The following is a 12,749-nucleotide window of genomic DNA, read 5'->3' as shown; positions in this document are numbered from 1 at the left end:
AATGACTCATTTTTTCTTTTTTACAAAAAAAGACTAGATCGATGTCTAGTCTCTTCATTTTATTGCGTATAAAGTTCATTTTCAGTGTCTATAGGGAGTTCTAAATGCTCTCTTAATGTTTGTTGCAATGCATATAAGTCTTCTTCAACAGCATCCTCATACCAAATGTTATTTCCATAAATATCTGGGCGCATTTGACCATTCGTATGCACTTGGAGTGTCTCAATGGTATCGATTGAAGAAGCGTAGCCATGTAGAGAGACAATATTTCCGAATGTTAAGTCCATCTGAAGATTGTTTCCAACAGCATCAAACAGATCGTTAAATCGGGTAATGCTAGAAAGAGATGCTGCTCGGTCAATAATAGCTTCAATAACTTGTTGCTGACGAATGCCTCGTCCTTTATCTCCACCACTCTCAGCCGATTTTCTTTCACGGGCATAGGCGAGAGCTTTTTCACCGTCCATATGGGTTGGTCCTTTTGTAAATGTAAAATCGACATTACGACTTTTTTCTTTAAAGTCAAATTCATATGTTACATCAATTTCAATCCCATCTAACGCATCAATAATATCGACTAATCCATCAAAACGGGCTAATGCATAATGATCGATCGGAATATCTAGAAGGTTTTCGACAGTATCAATTGCCATATCAATGCCACCAAAGGCATTTGCATGGTTGATTTTATCGTAAAAAGGTCCCTCTGTATAACCAATAATTTCCGTATACGTATCGCGTGGAATACTCGTCAGTTTAATAGAACGATCCCCTTTATTAAAGGTAGCGACTAGCATAGTATCTGTTCGTTCACCGCCACTATCGCCTTCTCGGAAGTCACTGCCGAGTATAAGCATTGAAAAATTATCTTTACCGATGTCTACAGGCTCGACCCGTAATTCAGACATTTCACCACGATTTAATCCTTGATAAGCGCTAGAAGCTGTATCATTTAATTGATTGACAACGTACCAGGCACCAGTGCCGACTGCTAAAATAGCAATTAACGCTGTAGCTAATATCGTCTTTAAAAGCAGTCGTTTCTTCTTTTGTTTTCGACGATATTTACGCGTATCATCCATTGTATTCATCCCTCATTTCACTACAATTTATAAAAAATAAGTTTGTCAACATTCCAAGGTCAAATTATAGCATAATCTGTCGTGTGAATAGAACGTAAAATAATAGAAATTTTGTCAGATTACTTGACAACTTGTCCCAACTAACGAGAATAATTTGACAGTATAATAAATGAGCTTGTTTTTAGTAGGAGAAAGGTTAGAATAATGTGAAAAAATAATAATATACATTATTTTAAGATATGGTATACTGAAAAAACGTGACTATCAAAAAGTTTGTAAAACTATAAATTATAGTCACATTTGTCTAAAAAATTTGTTGCTTTCTACAAAGGGTTCTTTTATACTGACAATAACTTTTACGAAAAAATGAATAAATCTGATTATTGTTTCATGAATTCGTAGCGGAAGTTTAAATCAAAGTTGGGAAATAGAGAGTGATACGAGATGGAGAAACTTGACGCGCTAGATTTTAAAATATTGGATTTATACCAAAAAAACGGTAAATATACGTATAGTCAAATAGCAAGAGAATTGCACGTAAGTGAAGGAACCATTAGGCAACGCTCAAAGAAAATGGTTAATAGCGGTGTTTTTGACTTTATTATTAAGATTGATCCAATCAAATTAGGCTTAAGCGTAAAAGCGATTATTGGTATAAATGTCAAGGTTGGAAAACAAGATGAGGTTGGGAAATGGCTAGCTTCGTTTAAAGAAATCATTTGCGTTGATTCGGTATCCGGCTATCATCACTTCATCGTGCAAGCCTATTTCAACGACAATGAGCGGCTACTAAGGTTTGTAAATGAAACACTAGCGCAATCAACTTCTATTCATCAACTGGACGTCAGTATACAGCTAAAAGCGTACAAGGATGTTTTAGGTTATTCATTGACAGATAAATGAGATAATCGTAAATAGACTAAACATTTAAATGGTCAGGTGGGATAAGATGTCGGACAATAGACTTCTTCAGATTCAGAATTTAAAAACATCTTTTCGAATTAATAATGAATATTATGCCGCTGTTGACGATGTCACGCTCACAGTAAATAAAAATGAAATTCTTGGCATTGTTGGCGAATCTGGTTCAGGAAAAAGTGCTTTAGGGTTTTCTATTCTAGGTTTACATCCAAAAGGTAAATCGAAAATTGAAGGTGAAATAAACTATAAAGGTGAAGATATTGCCAAAGTATCTGAAGCAAGATTACAGAAGTTAAGAGGCGGAGAATTAGGAATGATTTTCCAAGACCCAATGTCAGCGCTAAACCCACTAATGATAATTGGGAAACAACTCGAAGAATCACTTATTTTACATACGGATTTAACAAAAATAGAGCGTAAAAATAGAGTATTAGAGCTCTTACAACAAGTTGGTATTTCAAGACCAGAGGTGGTTTACAATCAATACCCACATGAACTTTCTGGTGGAATGAGACAAAGAGTGGTGATAGGGATTGCCATTTCTTGTAACCCTGCATTTTTAATAGCGGATGAACCAACGACCGCACTTGATGTAACGATACAAGCGCAAATATTAGGGCTGATAAGCAAGCTTAAAAATGAATTGAATAGTGGCGTTATTCTGATTACCCATGATTTAGGTGTTGTCGCGGAAATGGCGGATAAAGTGGCTGTTATGTATGCTGGTCAAATTGTTGAATTAGCTCCCGTTGAAGAGTTATTTGCAAATCCAAAGCACCCATACACGAGGTCGCTATTACAATCAAATCCAACCAACAATACGGCTAAAACAAAGTTACATGTTATTCAAGGGGTAGTACCTTCTTTAGTGAATTTACCTAGAACGGGCTGTCGATTTGCAGAACGCATTCCATGGATTGGTGATGCAGCTCATGAGGAAAACCCTCAGCTTCATGAAATATCACCACATCATTATGTTCGTTGTAGTTGCTACAAGACATTTGAATTTGCATCTAAGGAGGAAGTAGTGGATGGGATTTCTGCAAATTAAAGATTTAAAAATACATTTCCCTATTAAAGCAGGTATTTTAAAAAGAACCGTTGGGTATGTAAAAGCTGTTGATGGATTAAACATTTCACTAGAAGAAGGAAAAACATATGGTCTAGTTGGTGAGTCCGGTTCCGGTAAGACGACAACTGGACGAGGCATTATTGGATTAAATGATATTACGTCCGGTCAGATCTTTATTAATAATAAAGAAGTAACGAAGCGAAATATAAAAGAGTTTAGAAGAGATGTACAAATGGTTTTTCAAGACCCCTATTCTTCATTAAATCCTAAAAAAAGAATCATAGACATTGTTGCAGAACCATTTAGGAATTTCGAAAAAATGACAAAGCGAGAAGAGCAGCGAGCTGTTCAAGAGCTACTAGAACGAGTAGGTATAAGTCCTGATAGTATTTTTAAATACCCGCACGAATTTTCAGGCGGACAGCGACAACGTATTGGTATCGCTCGGGCAATAGCCTTAAAGCCAAAATTAATAATAGCAGATGAACCAGTTTCTGCATTAGACGTCTCTGTTCAAGCTCAAGTGTTAAATTTTATGCAAGATATTCAAAAGGATTTAAATTTAACTTACTTCTTTATAAGTCATGATTTAGGCATCATACGCCATATATGCGATCATATCGGCATTATGTATAAAGGTAGATTTGTAGAGGAAGGAACACCTGATGACATTTTTACTAACCCGCAGCACATCTATACGCGAAGGTTAATATCCTCTATTCCAGATATTGATCCAACAAAAAGAGGAGATATTCAATTGATTCGAAAGAAAATAAATGAAGAGTATGAAACGAATACACAAGATTATTTTGATCATGAAGGACTTGCATACCCTTTAAAAAGTTTGTCTGAAACTCATAGAGTTGCAATGCCGGAAGGGAGTTAACGATGTGGAAATTTATTGTTAGACGTATGTTAATTGCTGTTCCACAGTTGTTCTTTCTAAGTATACTTGTGTTCATTTTAGCTAGTCAAATGCCAGGTGATCCGTTTACAGGGATGATAGATCCTAGTATTACGGCAGAGCGTTTAGCAGAATTACGGGAGATACATGGGTTGAACGATCCTTGGTATCAACAGTATGGGCGGTGGATAGGAAACGCCATAACAGGGGATTTTGGTCAGTCGTTTCGCTACAAAATGGATGTTACAGAACTCATTGGCGATCGCTTGTTAAACACAGCGGGACTAGGGGTGCTTACCTTACTCTTTTCTTATTTGATTGCCATTCCTTTAGGAATTGTAAGTGGACGCTTTAATGATACATGGGCAGACCGTGCTATTGCAGGTTATACATACGTTGGTTTTGCAGTTCCAAGCTTTATTTTTGGGCTTATTGCACTATTTGTTTTTGGTTTCCGTTTAAACTGGTTTCCTGTTAGTGGAAGTGTTTCTCCTGGTCTTGTAACAGGGACGTTTGAATACTATATAAGTAAAATTTATCATATGACGTTGCCAGCACTATCTCTTGCTCTCATAACGACTGTTGGAACTGTGCAATATTTAAGAAGTGAGATTATAGATATTAAACATAAAGAATTTATCTTAACTGCTAAGGCAAAGGGAGCAAGTGAAAATAGAGTTTACAATAAGCATATTTTCAGAAATTCTCTACTTCCTATCGCTGCCTTCTTCGGATACGAAATTACAGGGATATTAGGTGGTTCTGTTTTTATTGAAAGGGTCTTTAGCTTTCCGGGAATAGGGGATTTGCTAATATCTTCTATAAATAACAGAGATTATAGTGTCGTCACTGCGCTCTTATTACTATCTGGTTGTTTAGCTGTAGTTGGAACAATGTTGTCAGACATTATTTTAAGCATGGTAGACCCACGAATTCGTATTAAGTAAGAGGGTGAGGATTAAAAATGGAAGCACAAAAAAAGATACAAATCGATCCAAGTAAAGATGCACTTATCAAAACACCATCAGGAGCCAAAGTCATACTTGTTGAAATTTTAAAAGATAAAGTTGCGTTAATTTCAGCAATCTTACTACTATTGATCGCTGCGTTTGTGTTTGGTGTTTCAATTATTCTAGATCAAGATCAAATTGTCACGGTTGATTTACTAGCTATTTTTGAACCTCCATCATCAGAATTTTGGTTAGGTACAGATCATGGCGGACGTGATGTGTTTGGTCAATTAATCATTGGTACACGCAATTCTCTTTTAATAGGAGTTGCAGTAACGGTATTGTCTGGACTTGTTGGATTAGGAATGGGGTTAATTGCTGGTTATTTTGGCGGTCATACTGACAATGTGGTTATGCGAATTGTTGATTTCTTCTTAGTACTGCCAACTACAATGATTATCATTGCGTTTGTAGCGGTTGTGCCTAATTATTCGCTTCTTCAATTTACATTAATTATGTCTGCTTTTATATGGATATCCATGGCAAGGTTAATACGTTCAAAAGCTCTACAACAGAGTGAACTCGAATATATTCAAGCAGCCCGTACATTAGGGACGCCGCACTACAAAATTATTTTTAGTCATTTACTACCAAACTTAAATTCTATTATTATTGTAAACTTAACGCTTAGTTTGGCTGCGAATATTGGAATTGAGACAGGACTATCATTTTTAGGGTTTGGATTCCCAGAGTCCACACCAAGTTTAGGGACTCTAATGAGTCACGCGACAAATCCACAGATTCTCGAGCTACGCCCCTGGGTATGGTTACCTGCATCGATTTTAGTTTTAGTGTTGATGCTGTGTATAAATAATGTTGGTCAAGCATTAAAACGCGCGACTGATGCAAAACAAAGAAGAGGTTAAAAGGAGGAGCAATTATGAAAAAGCTTTTAAAGCCTAAATTTTATTTAGCACCTACGCTTGTTGCCGTTCTAGCACTTGCGGCATGTAGTGATAATGGTGATGGGGGAGGATCTTCTGAACCAAGTGGTACTGGAGAAGAAGAGGGCTCAGAAGAAACCATTGAAAATGAAGATGGTATTTATTCTTTAGACGATTTTGAACCGACAAAAACAGCAGATGGAGAGGCCATTGAAGGTGGCACATTAAATGTTGGTGTTGTAGCTAGCTCACCTTTTGAAGGTACACTTGATTGGCAACATTATTCCATTTCAACTGATAATGACATCATACAATTCTTTAGTGAATCTTTGTTTACAATGGATGAAGCCTTTAACATTACAGATGAAGGTGCGGCAACTATTGACGTTTCCGAAGATAACTTAACTTATACGATTACGATAAAAGATAATGTCAACTGGCATGATGGAGAACCTGTAAAAGCAGAAGACTTTGTATTTGCGCACGAAGTCATTGGTCATAAAGATTATGACGGCGTTCGTTACGATGCTTCTTTTAGAAATATTGTTGGGATGGAAGAATACCACAATGAAGAAGCGGACGACATTTCAGGGTTTAATATTATCGATGAAAAAACAGTCGAATTGACGTTTAAAGAAGCAACTCCTTCATTAATGAGCGGTGGTATATGGTATTATGCAATGCCGAAGCATTATTTTGAAGGTGTAGAAGTAGCAGATATGCCTTCGTCTGACCAAGTTCGTAGAGAACCATTAGGATACGGGCCGTTCGTTGTAGAAAACATCGTTCCAGGTGAATCTGTAACGCTGTCTAAAAACGAAGACTACTGGCAAGGAGCACCTCTTGTTGATGAAGTTGTGTTGACAGTTGTAAACCCAGATGTTGTAGTCGAATCGTTAAAAACAGGTCAAATTGATATCGTTACAACATTCCCGGCAACGCAATTTGCAGATAATGCAGATATGAGTAATGTGGATTGGTTGGGAAGAGTGTCAAGAGGCTATCAGTATACAGGATTTAAACTTGGAACTTGGGATGCGGACGCAGGCGAAGTTGCATATGACCCTGATTCAAAAATGGCTAATGAATCATTACGGGAAGCAGTGCGGTTAGCCGTGAATTATGAAGAATTAGGAAATCGTATGTATAATGGATTGCGCTTCCCAGCAACAACGGTCATTCCGCCATATCATGCATTGTATCATGATGATACAAACCCAGGGTTTGACTACGATCCAGAGAGAGCGAAAGAGCTGTTAGCAGAGGCTGGCTATGAAGATTTAGATGGCGATGGATTTGTTGAAGATCCAAATGGTGAAGAGCTCGTTATCACGTATGCCGCTCGTCAAGGTGATGCAACTGCTGAGGCCGTATCCAATTATGAAATGCAGGCATGGAGAGATATTGGACTAAATATTGAGCTATTGGAAGGATCTTTAACTGAGCCAAATGCGTTTTATGATCGAATTGAAGAAGATGATCCGGCAATTGACATGTATTCTGCTGGATGGAATGTAGGCTCTGACGTTGATCCTTCTGGAATATTTGGATCACAATCAATGTTCAACTATCCGCGCTATACAGATGATACGCTAGAGGAAATATTAGCTGATGGACTTTCTGAGGGTGCATTTGAACAATCTTATCGACAAGATGTATACAATCAATTCCAAGCACATATTAATGAAGTGTTACCACTTGCACCAACGCTTTATCAAATTGATACATTCCCAATTAATAACCGTGTAAGCGGGATTTCATATGAAGTTGGAAACAATGACTATGGCTGGCATACGGTTCAGTTAAATGACGAAAACGCAGCAGTTGATTAACTTTTAAAGCGAAAGAGCTAGGCAGAAATTCTGCCTAGCTCTTTTCTAAATCCTCTTATCTACTTGCGGCAACCGCCACTTGTAATGAACGGTTAGCATGCGCATGACAATGATTAAGACAAATAAGCTATATTGCATAATGGGGTGGTCTAAACCTAGTCCGATAATGATGCCGCCCATCAACGCCCAGCCAGCGTAAATGTCGCTATGAAGCACCATCGGTTTTCTACCAGCAAGAACATCACGAAGGATACCTCCGCCTACACCCGTTAAGACTGCGGCAAGCATCATCGCAAAGATAGATTCGTTCGCCGTTTTGGCAAAAAGCGCGCCTTGTATGGCAAAGGCAGATAAGCCGACTGCGTCAAAGAAGACGCCCCATCGGTCCCATAGTTTAAATAAAAACGCAGGTAAAAAGAATAGAATGGTGATAAGGCAAAAGGTAATGATAAACAAAGATGTTTGACTCCAAAAAGCGGAAACGGGTATGCCTACAACAATGTTTCGGATCATTCCACCACCAAAAGCTGTAATAAAAGCGAGTGTATATATGCCAAATAAATCATATTTTTCTTCAAAGGCAACGATTGCGCCAGATAACGCAAAAGCAATTGTGCCAATAATCGTAAAGATTTCCCAAGTGTCCACGTAGCGTCCCTCATTCTTATGTTGTCATATGATATGATAGTAATAACAAGCGGGAAAGTAAAGGGGGATTCTTTAATGAAGAAAGTGATTTTAACTGGGTTCGAACCATTCCTCAATCATGAAGCGAATCCAAGCGAGTTAATTGTGTCAGCTTTAGATGAAAAGGTGATAAATGGGCTGCAGGTAAAAAGTGTTGTGTTACCGGTTTCGTTTCAGCGAGCAGCTGAAATAATGAAAAAATTAATAAAGGAAGAGGACCCAGCAGCCATTGTCATGTTAGGTCTTGCAGGAAAGCGAACGGCTATCTCGTTAGAGCGTATAGCGATTAATGTAATGGATGGTCCAGAAGATAATGATGGAGTCGTTATGAGCGATCAACCGATTCATGAACAAGGACCAGCTGCTTATTTTTCAACGCTACCACTTCGAGAAATAGAGGCAGGAGTAAAGGAACACGATTCACATGTTTATGTGTCCAATACAGCTGGTACTTATGTTTGTAATGCGCTTATGTATGAGACGTTGCATGAGCTAAAGCGCTTGGAAAAGCGTGTGCCAAGTGGGTTTATTCATATTCCCTTTACAAAAGAATTAAATGAAGCAAACCCGCTCACACATGAAAACCTTTATCAAGCCATAACCGTATTACTTCAAAAGCTATCTCTTTCGATTCAAGCGTCTGTTTCTAGATAGACGCTTTTTCCTTGTATCGTTTCGGCTTGCCCATTTGTCAGTTCTGTTATCCAGTCTTTGTATGCATCGATTTGATCAGATTCAACAAAAACATGAACCGTGACAGAATCGGCATAGGTAATTTCTTTTAAAGGATAAGAAGATTGGCGGATTTCATTTTCAATTTTTCCCAGCCACGTATAATCAATCGTTGTTGCCATTGTATAACAGAGTGTACGATTCACAACGCCAATTTGTTTCAATCCTTCACTTACCGAACCACCATATGCGCGAATCAGTCCGCCTGCACCTAATTTAATGCCACCAAAATAACGTGTGACAACAACGGTAGTGTCTTTTAATCCTCGTTTTTTTAGGACCTCGAGCATTGGCACACCAGCTGTCCCACTCGGTTCACCATCATCGTTGGCCTTTTGTATATGATCTGTTTCACCGATCAAATAGGCAGAACAATTATGGGTGGCATTCCAATGATTTTTTTTGATTTCTTGAATAAAATCAAGAGCTTCTTGCTCTGTCGATGTGCGTTTAAAGTGGGAGATAAATCGTGATTTTTGAACCACAATTTCATAATTACCTGTCTGTTTGACCGTTTTATAGTTCGCTAACAATGGTTTCCTCCTATAATAATTTTTATATTTTTACATATTCACGAAACCGTGATGTAACACTGGTCTGATAGTATTGGCGGTATTCTCTACTACTGAGATAAAAATCGTACTCTTTTACTATATTCGTCTTTCTTTCTCCATCGGATAGTGTAAGATAAGAATAACGGATAGCGGCTTAATTTTAAAGGATAATGCTTTAAGCCCAGTTGCAGCAACGAGCAAACCATTGTTTTTCATAAAGTGGGGATTTAAATGGAAGAAGTAAAAGTTTTAAATCAGATTATTTCTCAAACAATAGATACTGTGTCAACAAGTAGAGAAAAGATTTTTGAAATTGGAGAACGATCTAGAACTGAACATGTATATTTAAGTAAGGAACTCGAGCAAACAAAACAAAAAGTGTTAGAAGTCATTCAAAAAGTGGACAAATCGTCTCTCAATGCAAGGCATGCAAGAAATCGGTTAGCAAAAGTAAGTAAAGAGTTTAATAATTATACGAATGATGAAGTTCGAGCGGCATATGAACAAGCAAGTGAATTCCAAGTCGAAATGGCTGTTTTACAACAGGAAGAAAAGCTATTGCGGACGAGAAGAGACGATATTGAAAGACGATTAAGAAACTTACAAGATACAATAAGTCGTGCTGAGCAACTTTCCGTTCAAATGTCAGTAGTGTTTGATTTTTTAGCTAGCGATTTGAAAAAAGTTGGAGAAATTATTGAAGATGCGAAGGAAAAGCAATCTTTTGGGTTGAAGATAATAGAAGCTCAAGAGGAAGAAAGAGGTCGGTTATCTCGCGAAATTCATGATGGACCAGCTCAAATGATGGCAAATGTCATGTTGCATTCAGAATTAATTGAGCGAATTTATCATGAGAAAGGGATTCAAGAGGCATTAAAAGAAATCCGTGGCTTGCGAATAATGGTTCGATCTTCTTTAGCAGAAGTACGAAGAATTATTTACGATTTACGACCGATGGCTCTTGAAGATCTTGGTTTAGTACCGACTCTCAGAAAGTATTTGGAAAACAGCGAAGAACGTCATGACTTAACCATTCATTTTAAACATTTTGGCATTGATAACAGGTTAGAGCAGCATTTTGAAATTGCTCTTTTCCGGCTTGTGCAAGAAGCGGTTCAAAATGCATTAAAGCATGCAAAGCCTTCAGAGATACTTGTAAAAATTGAAATGAATCGGAATCAAGTTATGGTTGTCGTTAAAGATGATGGCATTGGCTTTAACCCATCTCAAAAAAAAGAAGCGTCGTTTGGCATTATCGGTATGAAAGAGCGAGTGAACATGTTGAATGGATCGATTAAGATCCAATCGGAAATAGAACAGGGCACAAGTATTTTTATCCAGCTGCCTGTAACAACAGTTTAATAATGTAGTCGTTTACGAGAGGTGATAAACAGTGATTGTACAAGAGACAGACGAAATTAGAATTGTCATAATAGATGACCACCCATTGTTTAGAGAAGGAGTTAAACGAATTCTTTCAATGGAACAGAACTTTAACGTAGTAGCAGATGGCGAGGACGGTTCTCAAGTAATTGATCTTGTGCGTAACCATCGTCCAGATGTTATTTTAATGGATATAAATATGCCGAAGCTTAATGGTGTAGAGGCGACTAAAGAACTTGTAAAAGTGTTTCCGAAAGTAAAAGTGTTAATCTTGTCCATCCATGACGATGAATCCTATGTATCTCATGTGTTGCGTACAGGAGCGTCAGGTTATTTATTAAAAGAGATGGACGCTGAATCATTAGTAGAAGCAGTGAAAGTCGTAGCTACTGGTGGAGCTTATATTCATCCAAAAGTAACGTCTAATTTAATAAAAGAATACCGTCGTTTAGCAAAGCAAGATGAAAAGCACCAAGATTCTGTTGGATATAGAGAAGTTGAATACCGTAAGCCGCTCCATATTTTAACGAGAAGAGAGTGTGAAGTGCTTCAGTTAATGACGGATGGACAGAATAATAGAGCAATTGGGGAATCCCTCTACATTAGTGAAAAAACCGTCAAAAACCACGTTAGTAATATTTTGCAAAAAATGAATGTAAATGATCGAACGCAGGCGGTTGTTGAAGCGATTAAAAAAGGATACGTCATTGTTCGCTAAGAAACGATATTATTTCTCGGGAAATTCTTTAATATTTCTTGAATGTCAGGTCTATTTCCGCTAAATTTAAGGGAAGTGACTGATTGTAGAAAAGAAGCGAGGAATAACGAATGATAAAAACCGCGGTAATTACCGATACAACAGCCTATCTAGCAAAAGAGACGATTGAAGAGCTAAAGATTAATACCATTCCTTTAAGTGTTAATTTTTCAGATGGCACTTATAGAGAAGGAATTGATTTAACAACGGAAGCTTTTTATCAAAAGCTTGAGGAGGAGGAAGCGTTACCAACAACTTCTCAGCCAGCGATAGGAGAGTTTGTTGAGTTATTCAATCGTCTTGAGCAAGAAGGTTATACAGACGTCGTTTGTATTCACCTATCTGCGAGAATAAGTGGAACGCTTCAAACCGCTTTATCTGCCGGGGAAATGAAAGAGACGTTAAATGTTTATGGATTTGATTCGGAAATTAGCTGTTCTCCACAGGGGTTCTACGTGCGCTCTGCAGCTAAGTTAGCTCTTGAAGGGAGCAGCGGTGCAGATATACTTACATATTTAGAGAAGCAACAACAGCAAGTCCGCGCCTACTTTATGGTACACGATTTAAACCATTTACGTCGTGGTGGTCGTTTAAGCGGAGCTCAGGCGATTTTTGGAAGTTTGTTACAAATTAAGCCGATTCTCCATTTTGAAGAAGGCCAAATTATGCCGTTTGAAAAAGTAAGGACAGAGAAAAAAGCGCTTAACCGCATGCTAGATTTGTTATTTGATGACTTGAAAAATGGTCATGTAAACGAAATCGCGGTTATTCATGCTAATCGTTTAGAAGGTGCGGAGAGTTTAAAAACAAAAATTCAAGACGCTTATCCTGAAGCGAATGTGGAAATTAGCTATTTTGGTCCGGTAATTGGGACTCATTTAGGACCGAGTAGTTTAGGTATTGGGTGGTGTTAATTCAATAGAAGGAGGTA

At 37.9% G+C, this 12,749-nt stretch carries 13 protein-coding genes; 10 read left to right on the top strand and 3 right to left on the bottom strand.

The annotated features are described in order from the left end of the window. Positions 1-59 precede the first annotated feature (59 nt). A complete protein-coding gene (locus tag PQ477_RS03030) occupies positions 60-1,082 on the bottom strand; it encodes an LCP family protein (protein WP_035394680.1) in 1,023 nt (340 codons plus the stop codon). 444 nt (positions 1,083-1,526) lie between these two features. Between PQ477_RS03030 and PQ477_RS03025 the strand changes: the two genes are divergently transcribed. From PQ477_RS03025 to PQ477_RS03000, 6 genes are read left to right on the top strand one after another with little or no spacing between them, the layout of a single operon-like run. Beyond that, positions 1,527-1,985: an Lrp/AsnC family transcriptional regulator gene (locus PQ477_RS03025; RefSeq protein ID WP_274272935.1), complete on the top strand. Its 459-nt coding sequence runs from the start codon at positions 1,527-1,529 to the stop codon at positions 1,983-1,985. Between the two features lie 46 nt (positions 1,986-2,031). After that, positions 2,032-3,054: an ABC transporter ATP-binding protein gene (locus PQ477_RS03020; RefSeq protein WP_035394675.1), complete on the top strand. Its 1,023-nt coding sequence runs from the start codon at positions 2,032-2,034 to the stop codon at positions 3,052-3,054. Beyond that, the gene (locus tag PQ477_RS03015; protein WP_035394674.1) at positions 3,035-3,961 is read left to right on the top strand and encodes an ABC transporter ATP-binding protein; all 927 of its coding nucleotides are present in this window, start codon (positions 3,035-3,037) and stop codon (positions 3,959-3,961) included. Before PQ477_RS03020 ends, PQ477_RS03015 begins: the two co-directional genes overlap by 20 nt. Before the next feature lie 2 nt (positions 3,962-3,963). Next, entirely contained in the window at positions 3,964-4,926 is a 963-nt protein-coding gene (gene opp4B, locus PQ477_RS03010; protein ID WP_035394672.1) for an oligopeptide ABC transporter permease, read from the top strand. A gap of 17 nt (positions 4,927-4,943) precedes the next feature. Then, complete coding sequence (locus PQ477_RS03005; protein ID WP_274272934.1) at positions 4,944-5,855, top strand: ABC transporter permease; 912 nt, start codon at positions 4,944-4,946, stop codon at positions 5,853-5,855. A 14-nt stretch (positions 5,856-5,869) separates the two neighbouring features. Continuing rightward, positions 5,870-7,705, top strand: a complete 1,836-nt coding sequence (locus PQ477_RS03000) for an oligopeptide ABC transporter substrate-binding protein (RefSeq protein ID WP_035394669.1) — start codon at positions 5,870-5,872, stop codon at positions 7,703-7,705. Between the two features lie 45 nt (positions 7,706-7,750). Here the strand turns inward: PQ477_RS03000 and PQ477_RS02995 are convergent, their stop codons facing one another. Beyond that, positions 7,751-8,353, bottom strand: a complete 603-nt coding sequence (locus PQ477_RS02995; RefSeq protein WP_035394667.1) for a trimeric intracellular cation channel family protein — start codon at positions 8,351-8,353, stop codon at positions 7,751-7,753. 75 nt (positions 8,354-8,428) lie between these two features. Between PQ477_RS02995 and PQ477_RS02990 the strand changes: the two genes are divergently transcribed. Further along, positions 8,429-9,046 carry a pyroglutamyl-peptidase I gene (locus PQ477_RS02990; RefSeq protein WP_274272933.1) on the top strand — a complete coding sequence of 206 codons (618 nt, stop codon included), beginning with the start codon at positions 8,429-8,431 and terminating at the stop codon, positions 9,044-9,046. Here the strand turns inward: PQ477_RS02990 and PQ477_RS02985 are convergent. Next, positions 9,025-9,657: a YigZ family protein gene (locus PQ477_RS02985; protein ID WP_274272932.1), complete on the bottom strand. Its 633-nt coding sequence runs from the start codon at positions 9,655-9,657 to the stop codon at positions 9,025-9,027. The genes PQ477_RS02990 and PQ477_RS02985 overlap by 22 nt on opposite strands. A gap of 252 nt (positions 9,658-9,909) precedes the next feature. On the opposite strand from PQ477_RS02985, the gene PQ477_RS02980 reads away from it, so the two are divergent. The 3 genes from PQ477_RS02980 (at position 9,910) to PQ477_RS02970 (ending at position 12,732) form a co-directional block, all read left to right on the top strand. Beyond that, positions 9,910-11,040: a sensor histidine kinase gene (locus PQ477_RS02980; RefSeq protein WP_144559464.1), complete on the top strand. Its 1,131-nt coding sequence runs from the start codon at positions 9,910-9,912 to the stop codon at positions 11,038-11,040. A 31-nt stretch (positions 11,041-11,071) separates the two neighbouring features. Then, positions 11,072-11,779: a response regulator transcription factor gene (locus PQ477_RS02975; protein ID WP_081762106.1), complete on the top strand. Its 708-nt coding sequence runs from the start codon at positions 11,072-11,074 to the stop codon at positions 11,777-11,779. Positions 11,780-11,892: 113 nt separating this feature from the next. Continuing rightward, positions 11,893-12,732, top strand: coding sequence for a DegV family protein (locus PQ477_RS02970; protein ID WP_274273539.1), 840 nt, complete (start codon positions 11,893-11,895; stop codon positions 12,730-12,732). The last annotated feature ends 17 nt before the right edge of the window (positions 12,733-12,749 follow it).

The sequence above is a fragment of the Shouchella hunanensis genome (assembly GCF_028735875.1).
GTDB classification, from domain to species: Bacteria; Bacillota; Bacilli; order Bacillales; family Bacillaceae_D; genus Shouchella; species Shouchella hunanensis.
This window is presented reverse-complemented; position numbering and strand designations above follow the sequence as displayed.